Below are 18,491 nucleotides of genomic sequence, written 5' to 3'. Positions count from 1 at the left end.
TGGTTTTGGGAAAATAGCTCGGATCTAGTTTGTTCAATGAATTTAAAGGGTGTTATTTTAATGGGGAATCCTGTATTTATTAATGTGACAGGAGTAGATCCGAAAGATGAAACTATTTCAATATTTGATTTTTGGAGCAGCAAACCATATAAAAAAATAATTGCACTTATAAAACAAGCAATAGAGAGTTCGAACTCTATTGTGACTACCGAAAAAATTAGGCATCAAAACGGTACTTTATTCATCTATAAATGGAGTGTTATGTACGATCCGCATCATATGTTGTTTTATTTAATAGGGAAAAAGGAAACTACCAGTTGTTTAGGATGGTGTGAGGCATTTTTGACCACTACTAATGATCCTGTCTACATTTTAAATCATGAAGGAAAAATTATAAATGTAAATGAGGCATTTGCAAAGGTTTACGGCTGGAGTTTAGATGAATTGATGGGGGAAGAACTGCCAATTATTCCTTATCATTTGAGGGGAGAACGCAAAATATTCTCAGAAATTCTTCAATTAGGTAACATGGTCCGCAATCATAAGACAATTCGCCAAAAAAAAGATGGCTCGCTCATACATGCGATCATATCAGTTACACCAGTTAAGGATAGCCACGGCAAGATTGTTGCCATTGTAGGAGTTACTAGAAACATTACGGATAAAGTCGAAGCGGCCTTATTATTAGACCGAAAAGTAAAAGAATTAAAAGAGCACGAACTAAAATTTTTAGAAATATCAGAAAATATAAACGAGATATTTTGTGTGTTTGATTTTTCAACGAATGAAGTCGTGTATGTTAGCCCATCTTATGAGAGAATCCTTGGTCATTCTAAAGAGAACTTTTATAAAAACTTTCACATTATTTATCAACTGGTTCATGAAGAGGATCAAGAAGCATTTAAACAATTTTTAAAATCGAATGATACAGATTCAGAAGTAGAATATCGGATTTTTCATAAAAATGGCAGCATTAAGTGGTTAAGGTCGCGAAAAACACCGATAAAGGATAAAAAATATCTTCATCGTGTAGCGACAGTGACACAGGACATTTCTAGCTTAAAGGAAAAAGAGCTGTTACTAAATAAACAAGATAAGCTAGGAGCGATTGGTCAATTAGCCGCAGGAATCGCCCATGAAGTGAGAAATCCTTTAACCGCAATTAAAGGATTTACACAATTGTGGGGGCAAGAAACCCACAATAAATACAGCGAGATCATCTTATCTGAGCTTGAGCGAATTGAATCGATTATGCAGGAATTTTTAATGTTAGCTAAACCTAATCAAGAAACAAAGTTCGAGGTGCATGATATCAATCAATTAGTAAACGAAACAATTGATTTTATGCATCCAGAAGCCTTACTTCATAAAGTTGAACTGATGACAGATATCACTCAAGAGCTATCGCTTGTAAAGTTAGAGAAAAAGCAAATAAAACAAGTGATGCTTAATTTGATTAAGAATGCGATCGATTCCATGCCCGATGGAGGGAACTTATTAGTTAAAACAAAACAATTAGGTAAGGAACATATATGTGTTGAAGTAATTGATGAGGGGGTAGGGATAGCTCCAGATCGCATCCCGCGACTAGGTGAACCTTTTTACTCTAATAAAGAAAAAGGGACTGGTTTAGGCCTTATGGTCAGCTTTAAAATCATTGAGCACCATAAAGGAAAAATCATATTTGAGAGTGAAGAGTCCAAAGGGACGAAAGTGCAAGTTCGTTTACCTATTAATGTAAATTAAACAGAGTGGTATAAAGGGATATTGCTGGATTTATTAGCAGTCCCTTTTTTATTTTCTCACACTCTCAGTTTATTTTATAAAAATACATTATGTGCAAAATTCAAATTTAAAGATTTAAATCAAATAGCCTTTAAAGTAAACAAGTTCTTATCGGTAAGTCGACATACTATTTTCCAGCTTTTAAAATAATGTCTTTGTAAAATTTTATTTTTTTTGCAATTAACTATTGTGTAAAGATTCTAAAAAATTGTAATATAATAAGTATACATTTATTCATTGGTGAAATTTTCTAAACCAAATATCTATTCAGCAAGGAGTTATGCAAAATGTCAGAAAAAACAATTCAAGTAAACTTAAGTCCTGAAAGAAAGCCAAAACCAGAATCTAATCAATTAGGATTTGGGAAAATATTTACTGATCATATGTTTGTGATGGATTATACAGAAGGGAAGGGGTGGCATGATCCTCGCGTTGTTCCATATCAGCCACTTACGTTAGACCCTGCTTCAATGATTTTTCACTATGGACAAACAGTGTTTGAAGGAATGAAAGCTTATTTAACAAAAGATCAACGAATTTTATTATTCCGTCCGGAAAGAAATTTGCAAAGATTAAATCATTCGAATGATCGATTATGCATTCCAAATATTGATGAAGAATTAGCCTTAGAAGCATTGAAAAAATTGATTTTAGTCGATAAAGAGTGGATTCCTACAGCAGAAGGAACATCACTATATATTCGTCCATTCATTATTGCAACAGAGCCTTTCCTTGGAGTCCATGCGTCAAGCAACTATAAATTTATTATTATTCTTTCTCCGGTAGGTTTGTATTATAAAGAAGGCATTCAGCCAGTAAAAATTCTTGTCGAGAGCGACTATGTTCGTGCGGTAGCGGGTGGAACAGGTGAAGCAAAGACAGCAGGAAACTATGCTTCTAGTTTGAAAGCACAAGAAGTGGCTAGTCAAAAAGAGTACTCTCAAGTTTTATGGTTAGACGGAGTAGAGAAGAAATATATCGAAGAAGTCGGTAGCATGAATGTTTTCTTTAAAATTGATGGAGAAGTTGTTACACCAGCATTGAACGGTAGCATCCTTGAAGGGGTGACGCGCAATTCCGTTATTCAATTATTGAAGCATTGGGGAGTACCAGTTTCAGAACGAAAAATTTCCATGCAAGAAGTATATGACGCGTATCAAGCTGGAAAATTAGAAGAAGCGTTCGGTACCGGAACAGCAGCTGTCATTTCACCGATTGGCGAATTTTCCTGGAAAGATGAAAAACTTGTTATTAATGAAGGAGAAACAGGAGAAATTTCTAAACAACTATATCAAACGATTACAGGTATTCAAAATGGAACAGAACCAGATCCATTTGATTGGCTAGTGGAGATCAATCAAGAACCTGTAGCAAAATAAATAAAAGACGTCTGCCGATTGAGGCAGACGTCTTGACAGTAAAAAATTAATAATGAATGTTTACCCCAGTACCAATTGGAACCGTTTTGGCTAACTGTTCAACGTCATGGTTGTACATTCGAATACAGCCTTTTGATACATATTTTCCAATCGAGGAAGGGTTATTTGTTCCATGGATGCCATATGATTTTTTCGATAAACTCATCCACATCGTACCATACGGACCGCCGGGATTCGGCGCTTTATTAATAATCACAAAAGTGCCAACCGGTGTTTGAGTGAGCATTTTACCGACACCTACTGGATAAACATGTATGATTCTTCCTTGATATGTTAATGACAACGTTCGAGCAGACAGAGAAACAGAAATTTTGTAAGGAATTGTTTCGGGAGAAGGTAGTCCTGGAATGACAATCTTTTGACCAATATAAAGGAAATTTGGTTGAATTCCAGGGTTAGCTTCGATCAGCTTGGATAAGGAGATCCGATAATCTTCAGAGATAGACTTTAGCGTCTCACCTGACTTTACCGTATGGGTAATGGTGATCACCACCTTTGCATAGAAGGCAAGTTTCATTAATAAATTGTATGCCCACCTGTAATGAATATGTTAGTTAGCAATAGAAAAGGAGACCCGTATGTCAGCTGATCAGTCATCTTTATTAAAAAATCCCTTTGTTCGTGCGATTCTTGCTTCAGCTCTATTTCTTCAAGTTGGCATTTGGATTCGAAATTTTGCGGTGTTGCTTTTTATCATGGAACAAACAAAGGGAGATCCTTTTGCTGTATCGATGATCTCAGTCGCAGAATTTGCTCCGATTTTTCTCTTTTCTTTTATTGGGGGGACGTTCGCGGATCGTTGGCGTCCGAAAAGAACGATGATTTGGTGTGATATTTTAAGTGCCTTGTCCGTGTTCGCCGTCTTATTAGCGTTAATGGTCAGCACATGGAAACTGGTCTTTTTAGCGATGCTTATTTCATCTATTCTCTCACAATTTTCTCAGCCTTCTGGTATGAAGCTGTTTAAATTGCATTTAACGGAGTCACTCGTGCAAGCGGCGATGTCTATTTATCAAACGATTTTTGCTGTATTTATGATTTTAGGTCCAGCACTCGGAACGGTGATTTATCAAAATTTTGGGATCTATACTTCGATTGGCTTTACAGGAGTAGCCTTTTTGCTCTCCGCTCTCATGTTAACTTTTATTCCTAAAGACCAAACAGTTGATAAAGAAAAAGTGAACACGACCTTACTACAAGAAATGAAAAGTGGATTTCAGTATGTATGGGAGAGGAAAGTACTGAAGTTATTAGGGACTTGTTTTATAGCAGCTGGTCTTGGTATTGGATTAATTCAACCGTTAAATATTTTCCTTGTGACTGAACAATTAGGGTTGGAGAAAGAAAATCTACAATGGTTATTGATGGTCAATGGAAGTGGGATGATTGCTGGGGGAGCTTTAGCGATGATGTTTTCTCAAAAAATTCTTCCCCAACGAATGCTAATATTAGGCATGTTTATGAATGCGATCGGCATCAGTGTGATCGGGTTATCCACTAACTTATGGCTGACGTTAGTAGCTGAATTTATTAGCGGGTTGTTTATGCCTTGTATTCAGATTGGTATCAATACGATGATATTAAAAAATACAGAAGGTAGCTTTATTGGTCGAGTGAATGGGATTTTAATGCCGCTTTTTACCGGGTCTATGGTCGTGACGATGAGTATAGCGGGGAAATTATTAACAATGTTTACGATCGTTTCTTTATATCAAGCAGCTGCTCTTCTATTTATGATCGGGTTATTGTTTATTCTACCTTTGTATTACATGAAAACTGAAATGAGTACTCAGCCTGTTCAACCGAAGTCGATGAATTAATCAAAAAAGGGGGAAACCCCTTTTTGATTTGAAAAATAATTAAACGTATGAATCAATCATCCAGTTATGTTCAACTAAGCTGTCATTTTCTTTTGTTAACAAGAGCTGAATGAATTCCTCCACAACAGGAGGGAGGTAGCGATTTTTAATCGTCAGTAAATAAATGGTTCGGAAAATAGACTCGTCTTCAATCGATTTGTAAATAATGTCATCACTTCGATAGCTTTTAATTGAATTGACGGGAAGCAAGGCAATTCCAACGTTATGTTCAATTAAGCGACAAGCCATTTCAAACCGTTCGATTTCAAATTGGATTTTGAGGGATAAATTGTGACGTTGAAACATTTGAAGTAAATTCTGTCTTGTTTGTAATCCATGTGTACTGACAATGAAGGATTCTGTGGCAAGATCCTCTAAATAAAGTCGTTGGTAATTAGCTAATGGATGATCTATATTCATCGCCACAACAAGAGGCTCCGAGTACAATTCTTGCACATGAATTAAATCTGATTTGATTTTATGGTTTGAAATGACAAAATGTACATCCAAACGATTTAATGCTTGAACAATTCCCTCTGGTGCTAACATCTCTTTTAATTCCACTTTTAATTTTGGATGTTGCTTCGTATAGTCAGCGACCATTTTAGGGAGCCAATTTCGAACGGACTCGATTAAGCCGATCGATAATTTCCCCTCTCCCATTTGTTGAATTTCTTCAATTTCCATTTCTACATTGTGTACATGCTGTAATATTTCTAGCGCTCGATTATAAAAACGTTTGCCTGGTTCGGTTAACTCTATTCCTTTGGCTGTTCTTTCAAACAACAAAAACTTTAATTCTTCCTCTAGTTTTTTGATCGAATGGCTCAGGGAAGGCTGTGAAATATGGAGAAGAACAGCTGCTTTTGAAATACTCTGTTCTTGTGCAGTTACGACAAAATATTGCAATTTACGAAAGTCCATAAGGTGCTCCTTTTAGTTAGATATAGAAAAAAGCTATATCAGTATCGAAATGTAGTATTAGTATATATATATTATATTTTGTATACTATACTATGGCAAACGCTTACAGCAAGAATAACTAAGGGGTGTTTATATGGAGTTTAATCAAGTAACAAGTTTGTTTTTGGCCGTATTCGTATTTATGATCGGTTCTTTTTTAATTAAAAAAATCTCATTTTTCGATAGATTTTGCATACCAGCTCCGGTTGTTGGTGGGTTGCTTTTTGCTATTATCGTGACTGTTTTAAATAAATTTAACATCGTTGAGATTACAATTGATACGTCACTGCAAAGTTTGTTTATGTTAGCATTCTTCACGACGGTTGGTTTAGGAGCGAGCACAACTTTAATTAAAATCGGTGGAAAATTATTACTCATTTATTGGGGAATGTGTACGGTATTAGCATTTATGCAGAATGCTATTGGGATTTCTTTAGCTAAAATAATGAATATCGACCCATTAATCGGTATTTTAACGGGAGCAGTTTCCATGTCAGGGGGACACGGTGGAGCGGCTGCTTACGGTGGAACGATTGAGCAACTTGGACTATCAACAGCAACTACGATCGGGTTAGCTGCGGCTACATTAGGTTTGGTTTGTGGTGGATTAGTTGGTGGACCAACAGCAGGCTACTTAATGAAAAAGTATAATTTGAAATCAGATGATAGCAAAATGAACAAATTAGAAGAACCGAAAAAAGAACATTTTGTTCGATTAAGTGATGAGAAGACTTGGATGCGTCAAATGTTTTTAGTCACATTCTGTATGGCGCTTGGATCATACTTCGGTGAATGGTTTGCAAGTGCAACAGGTTTAACATTACCTGGCTACGTTGGAGGCATGATTGTAGCTGTAATCGTTCGCTTTATTATTGATAAAGTAAATGAAGATTTCATTAACATGCCAACAGTTCAAATCATCGGTGATATCTCTTTAAATATCTTCTTAGCTATGGCGTTAATGAGCATTAAGCTTTGGGAAATTGCAGACCTTGCGTTACCAATGTTACTTATTATTGCTGTACAAGTTGTATTTATCATGATTTTTAGTATATTTATCGTTTTCCGAGTACTTGGAAAGAATTACGATGCGGCAGTGATGATCAGTGGAATGTTAGGACATGGTCTTGGAGCAACTCCAAATGCGATGGCGAATATGTCCGCTGTGACAGCGAAATATGGTCCGTCTAGAAATGCCTTTTTAATCGTACCGATCGCTGGTTCATTTTTAATTGACATCGTAGCCATGCCAATTATTTTAACAAGTATTGAATTATTTAAGTAATAAGTAAAAGGTCTAGATCACACAAAATGGTCTAGACCTTTTTGTGTTGTAAAAAAACATCGCGGGTTTTGTTTGCTAAAAATCCTCTTGATTTGTTTACAATTAATTAAAAATACAGAAAGTAGATTTTACATTTGATTAATATTGGCTTTATTTTTGAATTCTATAATTCTATTTGTAAAACAAAACAAAACAAAAATCAGGAGGATCAACATGCGTGTAAATTTGTCGGTTTTTAAATTATCTTGTGTTGGGCTATTGTCTATTCCTTTAATGTTTGGATGCTCAGGCGATTCAGAGGAAGCTGCTAAATCAGAAACGAATTACAATGAACTATCTGTAGAAGAAGTGGAACAAAAGGCAAAAGAAGAAGGTGAAGTAAATTCAGTTGGAATGCCAGATACATGGGCGAACTGGGTGGGAACCTGGGAAGATTTAAACACAAAATATGGTTTAAAACATACGGATACAGATATGTCGAGTGCCGAGGAATTAGCAAAATTTGAATCAGAAAAGGAAAATGCCACAGCTGATATTGGGGACGTTGGTGTAGCATTTGGCCCAATCGCAGAAGAGAAAGAACTGACACTTCCGTATAAAACTTCTTATTGGGATGAGATTCCTGAATGGGCGAAAGATGATAATGGAGATTGGATCGTTGGATATACAGGAACGATTGCCTTCATTAGTGATAAAACAAAGGTGAAGGAAATTCCTAAATCATGGAAAGAGCTAAAAGAAAGCGAGTATTCAGTAACAATCAGTGACGTACCAACAGCGAATCAAGGACAATTTTCTGTATTGGCTGCCGCTTATGCGAATGGTGGAGATGAAAAAAACATTGAGCCTGGCTTAAATTATTTTGCTGATTTAGCGAAGGAAGGAAGAATCGGCGGTGGTGATGTGAGTGTAGCTTCTTTAGAAAAAGGTGAAGTAGAAGTCGCTATCGTATGGGATTTTAATGCATTAAACTATCGTGATCAAATCGATCCAGAACGTTTTGAGGTTATTATTCCAGAAGAAACGTCTGTCATGTCAGGGTATGCAACTGTTATTAACAAATATGCGAAACATCCTCATGCCGCGATGTTAGCACGCGAATACATTTTATCCGATGAAGGTCAAATGAACTTAGCAGAAGGGTATGCTCGTCCAATTCGTGAGAAAGCCGAACTTCCAGAAGAAGTAGAAGCAAAATTATTACCTGATGAGATGTACAAAAATGTTCGTCCAGTCGAAGATGACAAAGCTTGGGAGGAAACAACGAAACAATTACCTCAATTATGGGAAGAAAAGGTGTTAGTGCATGCAAAATAAACTGATTTTTATTACGATCGACGGCCTAAGATTTGATACGGCCGTCTCGCAAATGGGTTATATTAATCATCTTGTTGAAAAAGGGAAGGCAGCACGATATAAAGTACAATCAGAGCTTCCAAGCATGTCTCGTCCACTGTATGAAGTGTTGTTAACAGGAACACCTGCTTATCAAAATGGGATTACACACAATGGCGTCGTTCGATTATCTCATGAAAAAAGCCTATTCCATTTAACGAAGGAACAAGGTAAAACCAACGCGACTGCTTCGTATTATTGGGTTAGTGAGTTATATAGTCGCGCACCATTTCTTCCAGAACGAGATCGTTTTCAGTTCGAAGGTACACATGCGATTGAAAGAGGAATTTTCTATTGGGAAGATCATTATCCTGATAGCCATTTATTTGCTGATGCGAATTATTTATTACATACGTACAAACCAGATTTTCTTTATATCCATTCGATGAATGTCGATGACGATGGCCATAAATTTACGTCTGATTCCAAACAGTATCGAGGCAGAGATATTGGTGCGGATATCATTTTAGCGCATGCGTTACCACAATGGCTAAAAGAAGGTTATCAAGTGATCGTCACCGCTGATCACGGGATGAATACAGATGGACTGCATGGAGGAACAACGTTTGAGGAACGTTCTGTGCCGTTGTATATCATCAGTGAAAAAGTGAAGCCGCAAATTGTAGAAGAAGAAATCCCACAACTTCAATTGGCTCCTTTAGCTTGTCATTTATTAAATATTCAACCTTCATCGGCGATGCAGCCGTTAACAATTCCAGGGGTAGTCGGGGCGTCTGAATAAGACGCCTTTTTGTAAGAAAGGAGCTGGTTAGTTTGAAGCGTCTAAATGGAATGGTCATTGCTAGTCTTGTTCCATTTTTTTTATTGATTGTATGTTTTTTATTTATTCCCTTTGTTTCTATGATCATGGCGAGCTTTCAAAGTGGTACAGGGGGTGGGTTTACTCTCGAGCAATATAAAGAAGTGTTCGCTAGTGTGTATTACCACAAAGCCTTTAAAAATAGTATATTGATTTCGTTTGTCTCTAGCTTGGTTGCGATTGTTGTTGGTGTGTTTGCTTCGTATGCTATCACGCTATTTTCTTCCAAAATACAGGAAAGAATTTTAGTCATTACGAACCTTACCTCTAACTTTGCAGGCGTTCCGTTAGCCTTTGCATTTATCGTTCTGATCGGAAATAGCGGAGTGTTCACTTTGCTCTTACATAAATATGGAATTAACTTGTTAGAAACATTTCATCTCTATTCATGGTCTGGGCTCGTTTTAATCTATATTTATTTTCAGTTGCCGCTTTGTGTGATGTTTTTATATCCGGTGTTTTCAGGTATTCAAGTGCAGTGGAAAGAGGCAGCTTCTTTGCTTGGGGCGTCAACGGCTCAATTTTGGTGGAAGGTAGGCTTGCCTTTTATGCTACCAAGTTTAGCAGGAACCTTTAGCATTTTATTTGCGAATGCGATGGGTGCCTATGCTTCTGTTTTTGCTTTAACAGGTAGTTCATATAATTTAGTGACGATTCGAATTGGTGCTCTTGTTTCAGGTGATATTTTTGCGCGTCCAGAGCTTGGAAGTGCCTTAGCCGTCATCTTAGGCTTGATTCTTGTCGTTGCGATGTTGATCAATGAGTGGTTAACTCGAAAAGTTCGGAGGGATTTATCGTGAGAAAGCCGCTTCTTCCTATGGTTATGGCCGGCATTGCGGCAATTTATTTAGCACTACCATTGTTAGCTACTTTGCTGTATTCTTTCGCTACCGATTGGAACGCAACGGTGTTACCAGAGGGGTATACGTTAGAATGGTACAAGACGTTGTTTCAAGATTCGCGATTTTTTGAAGCTTTAGGCCGTTCCTTATCGTTATCACTTGTTTCTACACTTCTCGGCCTAGTCATTATTGTTCCAACGGTATTTAGTATCGTCGTCTATGCACCGAAGTTAGAGAAGTTTATTCAAGTATTAGTCGTTATGACGTATGCGATGCCAGGTGTCATTCTTGCTGTTGGATTAATTAGAGCGTATGCAGATACGAATCTATCTATGACTTTAGTGGTGATCGGTGCCTATTTTGTTGGGATTCTACCTTTTATGTACCAAGGAACACGAAATAGCTTGCGAACGATTCATGCGGTTTCATTAATGGAAGCGGCTGAGTTATTAGGGGCCAGTCGGTGGACCGCTTTTCGATCGGTCATTATACCTAATATATTATCAGGGTTATTAGTTTCTTCCTTATTATCATTTTCGATTTTGTTTGGAGAGTTTGTTCTCATTAATTTAGTTCTTGGTGGCCGATTTGAGACCGTTCAAATCTTTTTATATCAACAGTTAAGTAAGAGTGGTCATATAGCGAGTGCGATTGTCGTTTGTTATTTCTTGTTAATGTGCATCGTCTCGTTCATCATTATCCAACTCACCAAAGTTAAAAAGGAGCAGGTATAATACATGAGTTATATTACCATTCAAAATATAAATAAGTCATTTCATGATAAAGCAGTTCTGCAATCACTCAATCTTTCTTTAGAAGAAGGAGAATTTGTGACCTTACTGGGACCAAGCGGATGTGGGAAAAGTACATTACTACGCATACTCGCTGGATTAACTGCTCCAGATGCAGGGCGCATTATGATGGACGGGAAAGAGATCACAAATGTAAAAGCGAAAGAAAGAAATGTCGGAATGGTCTTTCAATCTTACGCGCTATTTCCTAATATGACTGTCGAGGAAAATATCTCGTTCGGTTTAAAAATGAAAAAGGTCAACAAAGACACCATAAAGCAAAAAGTTCGGCAACTCATTGAAATGGTTGGTCTTGAAGGAAAGGAAGCATCATATCCGAGAGAATTATCGGGAGGTCAGCAGCAAAGGGTCGCGTTGGCTCGTGCCTTAATTGTAGAACCGAAAGTGCTTTTATTAGATGAACCTTTAAGTGCCTTAGATGCTCAAATACGAAAAAGTTTGCAAAAGCTGCTTCGACGCATTCAACAAGAATTGAACATGACGACGATTCTTGTGACACATGACCAAGAAGAAGCGATGGCTATGAGTGATCGAATCTTTTTATTAAATAATGGGCAAATCGTGCAAAGTGGGACTCCTCATTCGATTTATACGAAGCCGAAAAATGAATTCGCCGCTCGATTTATCGGTAATTATAATATTTTAACCGGGCAACAGTTAAATACATTGATGAAAGAGGAGCACTTTTCTTCAAGTAAAAAATATGCGATTCGACCTGAAGCGTTTTCTTCGATTCCGATAGAGGGTGGGTTCGTTATTATTGGAAAAGTGAAGGACGTTCAGTTGCTTGGAAATATTGCTCGTTACGAGCTAGAGAATCATCAAATGACTTATTTTTCCGATTTTCTGCATCAATCGAATGAACTTGAGCGCCTAAATGAAGTTGTCACTTTATATGTACAGAAAGAGGATGTCATTGAGCTATCATGAGTACATTACAGAAAGAACGATACGTCTATATTTTGAAAGAAATTGAAAGTGTCGGGAAGATCATGGTCGCGGAGATGGCTCATCAATTACAAGTGACGCCAGAGACGATTAGGAAAGACTTAGATATATTAGAGAAAGAGAAAAAGTTAAAAAGAGTCCATGGTGGAGCTGTGAAATATGGACAAACACAGAAAGAAGCTCATTTTAATAAAAAAATGAATGATCAATATTACCAAAAAAGAGAAATCGGCAAAAAAGCAGCGGAAATCATCGAAGACAATGACACCATCATGATTGACGTCGGCACAACGACCGTTCATATTCCTGAACATATCGTCGGAGTGCAACGATTGACAGTTGTGACCAATTCTTTAGCCGCTGCGGATCTATTGAATAAACAAATTGAGAATCGTTTTTTTGACGGCAAAGTGATTGTGCTTGGTGGCGTGGCTAACCCTGAACAAAAATCGGTTGCGGGCACATTAACATGCCATATGTTAGAACATTTTCAATTTGATAAAGCGTTTATTTCTTGTGGAGGCATTACACCTCAAGATATTAGTGATTTTGATCTAGAAGAATCGATCGTTTCTGCTCAAATGATCAAGCAAACGAATGAAGTTGTTTTGTTAGCCGATTGTTCCAAGTTAGGAAATAAATCGTTTTATAAGATTTGTCCCACGAAAGAGGTTCATTCTATTATTTGTGATCAAGCGATGCCAGCGGAGTGGAAACAGCATAAAAATTTACAACATATAAAATGGATTGAAGCTAAAGGTAGGGGAGTAATATGAAAATAGATTATCATGTTCACTTAGAAGAAGGACCATATTCATTGCGATGGTTAGATCGAACGAATCAAGCCATCTCACATTTTAAAAAAGAGGCACCTAAGAAACATACAAAAGCCTGGCTTGCTCATAGTATGGATCAGTTAAATTTGAGGTTATCAGCTGGCGCTTATTCAAAGGAATGGCTCCGCTTTTACTTAAAAAAAGCAAAAGAACTAGGGATTCAAGAAGTAGGGATTGTTGATCACCTGTATCGATTTACAGATACACGTCCTTACTTTGAAACCTATATGACAATGGATGAAACGGAATTAGGAAAGAAGCAACGGCTTTGGCTAGATCAAGTCATGACGGAAAATATTGAAGAGTTTGTCCATACGATTGAAGAAGCGAAAGTAGAGTGGGAACAAGAAGGTATCGCTTTAAGATTAGGGATTGAAGCGGATTATTTTCCAGGGGGAGAAAAGTGGTTAAAGCCTTATTTGGATCGTTATCCATGGGATTATATTATCGGCTCCACTCATTTTGTGGAAGGATGGGGATTTGATAATCCAGAGGCAAAAGAAAAATTTAATGAGTACCATTTACTAGAGTTGTATGAACGATTTTTTGGAGCTGTGGAGCAATCAATTCGTTCTCGTCTATTTGATTTTGTGGCTCATTTAGATAATTTAAAAGTGTTTAATCATCGTCCACATGAAAGCGAATTGCTTTCATTTTATGAACGAATCGCTCAAGCATTAGTAGAGACCGATACAGCGACAGAGATCAATTCCGGCTTATATTATCGCTACCCCGTAAAGGAAATGTGTCCAAGTCCGACCTTTTTATCTATTTTGATTCAGCATGGAGTGAAATTTACCACCTCATCGGATTCTCACTTTCCAGATGATGTAGGCTCTTATACTGACCAAGGGAAGAAGATGCTTGCCCAATATGGGGTGAAGGAACTGTGTACGTTTAAGCAACGTCAAAGAATCATGAAACCAATTATTGAATAAAAGTAAGCCTCTGGATGCACATTGTGTCTAGAGGTTTTTTGCTTTTCTGAAAAATGATATAATGAAAGACTATTTAACAGGGTAAGGAGACGAATAAGATTTGATGAAACTAGTTTCTTGGAATGTCAATGGCTTGCGAGCCTGTGTGAAAAAAGGGTTTTTAGATTACTTTCATGAAGTAGATGCGGATATTTTCTGCCTACAGGAAACGAAATTGCAGGCGGGACAAATTGATTTAGAGCTTGAAGGATATGAGCAATATTGGAATTATGCAGAGAAGAAAGGGTATTCTGGAACGGCAGTATTTACGAAACAACGTCCTTTGTCTGTTTCGTATGGTGTAGGGAGTAATGAAGATGAAGTGGAAGGTAGAATTATTACGTTAGAATTTGAAGAGTTTTATCTCGTGAATGTCTATACACCTAATGCGAAGCGTGATCTTTCACGTTTAGCTGAAAGATTAGAGTGGGAAGAGGAGATACGAGCGTATTTAAAACAATTAGATGAAGCTAAGCCGGTCATCTTATGTGGAGACTTAAACGTTGCTCATCAAGAGATCGATTTAAAAAATGACAAAACAAACCGAGGGAATTCTGGATTTACAGATGAAGAACGAGGGAAGATGACTAGACTACTTGAAGCGGGCTTTGTTGATAGTTTTCGTTATTTTTATCCGGATACGACAGATGCCTATAGTTGGTGGTCGTATATGAATAAAGTAAGAGAACGAAATATTGGCTGGCGGATTGATTATTTTATCGTGTCAGAACGATTGACTTCTAAGTTGCAGGAGGCTTCGATTCACACTCATGTACTCGGAAGTGATCACTGTCCGGTAGTTTTGGAGCTTCAGTGAGATCACCCCCTTTGGATTAAGGGGGATGAACTTATTTCAGCGGAAATACTAATTTAGCCGCAAGCTCCGGCTGATCGATAAAAGGGTTGCGATTGCCTTGAATGCGATAGATCGCTCGGTTTCGATGTTTTTCGTAAATAGTGACAGGAAATTGTTCATGCCAATTAATTAGTAGGGATAGATTGATTTGTTTTAAAAATGATTTTCTAATTGTGTTAGGATAACGCAACAAAAAGTAAAGCATCGCTCGAGCAGCGGTGCCTTTTCCATTCTCTGGTTCAAACCCACCATTTGCGGCTACCCCACAGCGATTTTGAATTTTTTCTTTCGGTGACTCCGGCTCATAAAAGGAAAAATCAATATAAGGAAAGTTAGATCGAGCTGTATTACACTCTGGCTGGCAAACAAATAAATGGTGAAGGTCTCCTTTCATCGGTTCCTGACCCCCGAACCAAGATTGAGGAACAATATGTTCGGTATTAAATTTCAATTCGGTATCAATGCTGTTTATTTTTTTGTCGAGGCAAAGTCCGAACTGTTTGGAACAGTTTAGTAGAATTTGAAACTCAATATATCTTTTTTTGATTGTTTGATAGTCTTCCTCTAGCATCGTTTGCGGATCTTTATGCTCGCCTGAGTAAATACTTTTCACCGATCCATCCGGCTGCAGGTCAACCCAAGTGTACAAGTAATGATCTTTGCTCAAAAAATATGGGACTTGTGATGTGTGCGTGCGTGTTACTAATTCATGGTATTGATAAAAGAGGGAGTGGCCATCACCCGAGTAGTTGTTCACGAATCGATAGTAATTGGCGATATCTTGTTCGTCTATTGTTTGACGATAATACAGGTATTCATTCTGTTTTATTTTTCCTTTATTTTCTCTTAAGGCCGTGAGCGGTACCTCTACATCCTTTTGATACCATTCTTGCAACTCTGTAAAGCTCTCCCATAAAGTTAGATGATTTTTCATATGCTCGCCTCAATTGTATATATTCCTTTTTAGTTTATCATAACGTATACTTTTCATCATTCTGTCAACCTTGTAGGTGAGTAACTAAAAAACAAGATGATACCCATCGATTAGAAGACAGTTAATGTTGAGGTGAAGTAAAAAGAAAATTAAAAATTATAAGATAATGTAAATCATTTGTTAAAAAAAGGAATGGTTACTTCTATTTTTCTCTAAATCTAGTATGATTAGTTATGTAATATTGATTGCTACTTTAAAGGAGGAAAAGAGAATGAAAAGTTTAAAACAATGGTTTATGTTATTATTAGCTTCTCTAATGATCCTAGGTGTTGCTACAGGTTGTAGCAATGACGACGCAACCAATGAAGACGATACGAACACAGAGGAAACGGAAACGGATACTGAACAAACAGAAGATACAAATACTGAAGATGCTGAACAAACAGAAGATACTGAAGAAGAAGGTCAATAATAATTGTGAAAAGCCTAGGTCCATTTGGATTTAGGTTTTTTAGTTTCTGAATTCATAATGTATTTTTGTTTTATCTTTTTAGGCGAGAAGACTCCCACCTCAAGGAATGTGTAGGGCGATAGCCCAATGAGTAGGTAGGGGATGAATCGCCTTCGGACAAGGGATGGCTATTTACCCTCTCGATGGTCCGACTGTTCGAGAGTTATTTGTAGCAAATGGAAAATAGGTTGGATGCGAGTCCCAAACCATTTTTGCTCTTTGTATGCATCCATCCTCTCTAAAAGGACTTTAGGAAATCGTAATACAACTAATTGTTTTTCCATGTCTTCACTCCTAAACGATATACAAAGAATATTTTGTTTGGTATAATATGTATATAAAGACATAACGTAACGTGTGAGGAGATGAAACTCATGATCGTTCACAAAGCCTATAAGTTTCGTATTTACCCCACAGAAGAACAAGCTGTTTTGATTAACAAAACCATTGGCTCCAGTCGATTTGTTTTTAACCATTTCCTGTCGCTTTGGAATGATACTTACAAACAAACAGGAAAAGGTCTATCTTTCAACAAATGTTCGAAACAACTCACACAACTGAAGAAAGAAATTGTGTGGCTGAAAGAACCTGATAGTATTGCTTTACAGTCTTCTCTAGAAAACCTCTCAGATGCGTTTGACCGCTTTTTCAAAAAACAAAATGACGCTCCTCGTTTTAAGTCCAAAAAGAACAAAGTTCAATCCTACAAAACGAAACATACAAACGGGAACATCGCCATCGTCGAACATACCATTAAATTACCTAAACTCGGATTTGTCAAATTTGCCAAAAGCAGAGAAGTGGAAGGCAGGATTTTAAGTGCGACGATCAGACGGAATCCAAGTGGAAAGTATTGTGTATCCATTCTTACAGAAACAGAAGTGAAAGAATTACCTAAGACTAATTCCTCTGTCGGGGTGGATGTTGGAATTAAAGATTTCGCTATTCTAAGTACGGGAGAAGTATTCAAGAATCCTAAGTTCTTCCGCACATTAGAGCAAAAACTAGCTAAAGCCCAACAAGTGATGAGTAGACGAACAAAAGGAGGTTCTAATTGGAACAAGGCCAGAATCAAAGTAGCCCGTATTCATGAAAAAATCACGAACGCAAGAAAAGACTATCTAGACAAAATCTCTACCTATCTTGTCAAAAGCCACGACATTGTAGGCATAGAAGATTTGCAAGTGTCGAATATGCTGAAAAACGAAAAACTTTCGAAAGCCATTAGCGAAGCAGCGTGGTCGCAATTTCGAGAAATGCTTGAATATAAGGCGAAATGGTATGGAAAACAAGTCGTTGTCGTGTCTAAGACGTTTGCACGTTCTCAACTATGTTCTTCTTGTGGTCATCAGCATAAAGAAGTAAAACGTCTCGCCTTACGCCAATGGGCTTGTCCTTCTTGCGGCACAGAGCACGATCGAGATATCAACGCAGCTACAAATCTTAAAAAAGAAGCATTAAGACTAATAAGCTGAGATAGACTGTCGGAGGTGTAAACCACTTGTACGACCTAACCGCAGGAACTGCGGGGGAAAGCCTGCTCAATAACTGGTGGATACACTGGTGTTCGCAGGAAACAGAATCCCCCACTTCAAACGACTCGTAAGAGCGTTAAGTGGGGGAGGGTTCAACTGCGTTAGAGTCAAATCTAGCAATGATAGAATTCAATCTAGATAGAAAAGTTATTTGGGCAAATGAAAACTTTGCAAAAACTTTGGGCTATACAGTGAATGAACTGAAAAATATGCGCCACGAACAGTTCTGTACGATGGAATTTAGAAACAGTAAAAAATATACAGAGTTAAGGAGTGATCTTATTAAAGGTCATAAGTTTCAACAAGAAATTCAAGTAATTGGTAAATTACAAGAAACAATCATAGACACTCAACATCAATTCAATAAAAATATTGAAAAATTTGAGCATGCTACTAATGTTTTAAAGTGAAGAAAATTATTAGATCGTCATTTAAAGCAGTAATTCCTGTGAAAAGGAATTACTGCTTTTTCGTATTATGGGGAATATCGGCCCTCGAATTTTAACATCCCACATGAATTTCGGATTAATGGTGGATTTGTGTGGGATTCTTCTCTGAATGTAAAGGAAATGTAAATGATCAGGAGGATTGAGTGTGGTTTTTCTTTGGATTATACATGAAAACGCACAATTCCAAGCACTCGCATACTAAACAAAGTTTTAACAAACGACCAAATGAGTATTAACATTCATTT

18 protein-coding genes are annotated in these 18,491 nt (G+C 37.3%); 15 read left to right on the top strand and 3 right to left on the bottom strand.

Going from position 1 to position 18,491, the window contains the following annotated elements; all coding sequences use genetic code 11:
- The first annotated feature begins 84 nt into the window (after nucleotides 1–84).
- Together CEF22_RS10605 and CEF22_RS10600 are read left to right on the top strand one after the other, a co-directional pair.
- The gene (locus CEF22_RS10605) at nucleotides 85–1,746 is read left to right on the top strand and encodes a PAS domain-containing sensor histidine kinase (protein ID WP_198508058.1); all 1,662 of its coding nucleotides are present in this window, start codon (nucleotides 85–87) and stop codon (nucleotides 1,744–1,746) included.
- A gap of 326 nt (nucleotides 1,747–2,072) precedes the next feature.
- A complete protein-coding gene (locus CEF22_RS10600; protein WP_100402846.1) occupies nucleotides 2,073–3,164 on the top strand; it encodes a branched-chain amino acid aminotransferase in 1,092 nt (363 codons plus the stop codon).
- 46 nt (nucleotides 3,165–3,210) lie between these two features.
- On the opposite strand, the gene CEF22_RS10595 is transcribed toward CEF22_RS10600, so the two are convergent.
- Nucleotides 3,211–3,741 (bottom strand): L,D-transpeptidase family protein, encoded by a 531-nt coding sequence (locus CEF22_RS10595; protein WP_442857365.1) that lies wholly within the window; start codon nucleotides 3,739–3,741, stop codon nucleotides 3,211–3,213.
- A gap of 61 nt (nucleotides 3,742–3,802) precedes the next feature.
- On the opposite strand from CEF22_RS10595, the gene CEF22_RS10590 reads away from it, so the two are divergent.
- Entirely contained in the window at nucleotides 3,803–5,044 is a 1,242-nt protein-coding gene (locus CEF22_RS10590; RefSeq protein WP_100402845.1) for an MFS transporter, read from the top strand.
- Nucleotides 5,045–5,083: 39 nt separating this feature from the next.
- Here CEF22_RS10590 and CEF22_RS10585 read toward each other — a convergent pair whose 3' ends face one another.
- The gene (locus CEF22_RS10585; RefSeq protein WP_100402844.1) at nucleotides 5,084–6,007 is read right to left on the bottom strand and encodes a LysR family transcriptional regulator; all 924 of its coding nucleotides are present in this window, start codon (nucleotides 6,005–6,007) and stop codon (nucleotides 5,084–5,086) included.
- A 133-nt stretch (nucleotides 6,008–6,140) separates the two neighbouring features.
- Between CEF22_RS10585 and gltS the strand changes: the two genes are divergently transcribed.
- From gltS to CEF22_RS10540, 9 genes are all read left to right on the top strand, one after another.
- Nucleotides 6,141–7,331 carry a sodium/glutamate symporter gene (gltS, locus tag CEF22_RS10580; protein WP_095479028.1) on the top strand — a complete coding sequence of 397 codons (1,191 nt, stop codon included), beginning with the start codon at nucleotides 6,141–6,143 and terminating at the stop codon, nucleotides 7,329–7,331.
- A 213-nt stretch (nucleotides 7,332–7,544) separates the two neighbouring features.
- A complete protein-coding gene (locus CEF22_RS10575; protein ID WP_100402843.1) occupies nucleotides 7,545–8,648 on the top strand; it encodes an ABC transporter substrate-binding protein in 1,104 nt (367 codons plus the stop codon).
- Complete coding sequence (locus CEF22_RS10570) at nucleotides 8,638–9,468, top strand: alkaline phosphatase family protein (protein WP_100402842.1); 831 nt, start codon at nucleotides 8,638–8,640, stop codon at nucleotides 9,466–9,468. The genes CEF22_RS10575 and CEF22_RS10570 overlap by 11 nt, the downstream gene beginning before the upstream one ends.
- A gap of 32 nt (nucleotides 9,469–9,500) precedes the next feature.
- Nucleotides 9,501–10,346, top strand: a complete 846-nt coding sequence (locus CEF22_RS10565) for an ABC transporter permease (protein ID WP_442857364.1) — start codon at nucleotides 9,501–9,503, stop codon at nucleotides 10,344–10,346.
- Nucleotides 10,343–11,122: an ABC transporter permease gene (locus tag CEF22_RS10560; protein ID WP_442857363.1), complete on the top strand. Its 780-nt coding sequence runs from the start codon at nucleotides 10,343–10,345 to the stop codon at nucleotides 11,120–11,122. The genes CEF22_RS10565 and CEF22_RS10560 overlap by 4 nt, the downstream gene beginning before the upstream one ends.
- 3 nt (nucleotides 11,123–11,125) lie before the next feature.
- Nucleotides 11,126–12,130 carry an ABC transporter ATP-binding protein gene (locus tag CEF22_RS10555; RefSeq protein ID WP_100402841.1) on the top strand — a complete coding sequence of 335 codons (1,005 nt, stop codon included), beginning with the start codon at nucleotides 11,126–11,128 and terminating at the stop codon, nucleotides 12,128–12,130.
- Nucleotides 12,127–12,924 (top strand): DeoR/GlpR family DNA-binding transcription regulator, encoded by a 798-nt coding sequence (locus tag CEF22_RS10550; RefSeq protein WP_100402840.1) that lies wholly within the window; start codon nucleotides 12,127–12,129, stop codon nucleotides 12,922–12,924. Before CEF22_RS10555 ends, CEF22_RS10550 begins: the two co-directional genes overlap by 4 nt.
- Nucleotides 12,921–13,922 (top strand): histidinol phosphate phosphatase domain-containing protein, encoded by a 1,002-nt coding sequence (locus CEF22_RS10545; protein ID WP_100402839.1) that lies wholly within the window; start codon nucleotides 12,921–12,923, stop codon nucleotides 13,920–13,922. Before CEF22_RS10550 ends, CEF22_RS10545 begins: the two co-directional genes overlap by 4 nt.
- A gap of 103 nt (nucleotides 13,923–14,025) precedes the next feature.
- A complete protein-coding gene (locus tag CEF22_RS10540) occupies nucleotides 14,026–14,778 on the top strand; it encodes an exodeoxyribonuclease III (protein WP_100403979.1) in 753 nt (250 codons plus the stop codon).
- A gap of 31 nt (nucleotides 14,779–14,809) precedes the next feature.
- Here CEF22_RS10540 and CEF22_RS10535 read toward each other — a convergent pair whose 3' ends face one another.
- The gene (locus CEF22_RS10535) at nucleotides 14,810–15,751 is read right to left on the bottom strand and encodes an endonuclease I family protein (RefSeq protein WP_100402838.1); all 942 of its coding nucleotides are present in this window, start codon (nucleotides 15,749–15,751) and stop codon (nucleotides 14,810–14,812) included.
- Between the two features lie 271 nt (nucleotides 15,752–16,022).
- On the opposite strand from CEF22_RS10535, the gene CEF22_RS10530 reads away from it, so the two are divergent.
- The 3 genes from CEF22_RS10530 to CEF22_RS18965 all read left to right on the top strand — a co-directional run bounded on the left by CEF22_RS10530 (nucleotide 16,023) and on the right by CEF22_RS18965 (nucleotide 18,207).
- Nucleotides 16,023–16,223 carry a hypothetical protein gene (locus CEF22_RS10530; protein ID WP_232726102.1) on the top strand — a complete coding sequence of 67 codons (201 nt, stop codon included), beginning with the start codon at nucleotides 16,023–16,025 and terminating at the stop codon, nucleotides 16,221–16,223.
- A 413-nt stretch (nucleotides 16,224–16,636) separates the two neighbouring features.
- Nucleotides 16,637–17,737 carry an IS200/IS605 family element RNA-guided endonuclease TnpB gene (tnpB, locus tag CEF22_RS10525; protein WP_100402836.1) on the top strand — a complete coding sequence of 367 codons (1,101 nt, stop codon included), beginning with the start codon at nucleotides 16,637–16,639 and terminating at the stop codon, nucleotides 17,735–17,737.
- A gap of 140 nt (nucleotides 17,738–17,877) precedes the next feature.
- Entirely contained in the window at nucleotides 17,878–18,207 is a 330-nt protein-coding gene (locus CEF22_RS18965) for a PAS domain-containing protein (RefSeq protein WP_100402835.1), read from the top strand.
- Nucleotides 18,208–18,491: the final 284 nt, after the last annotated feature.

This window comes from Bacillus sp. FJAT-42315 (assembly GCF_002797375.1).
In the GTDB taxonomy this organism is placed as follows: domain Bacteria; phylum Bacillota; class Bacilli; order Bacillales; family Domibacillaceae; genus Bacillus_CE.
Note: the sequence above shows the minus strand (reverse complement) of the source record. Positions and strands in the feature narration are given on the sequence as shown.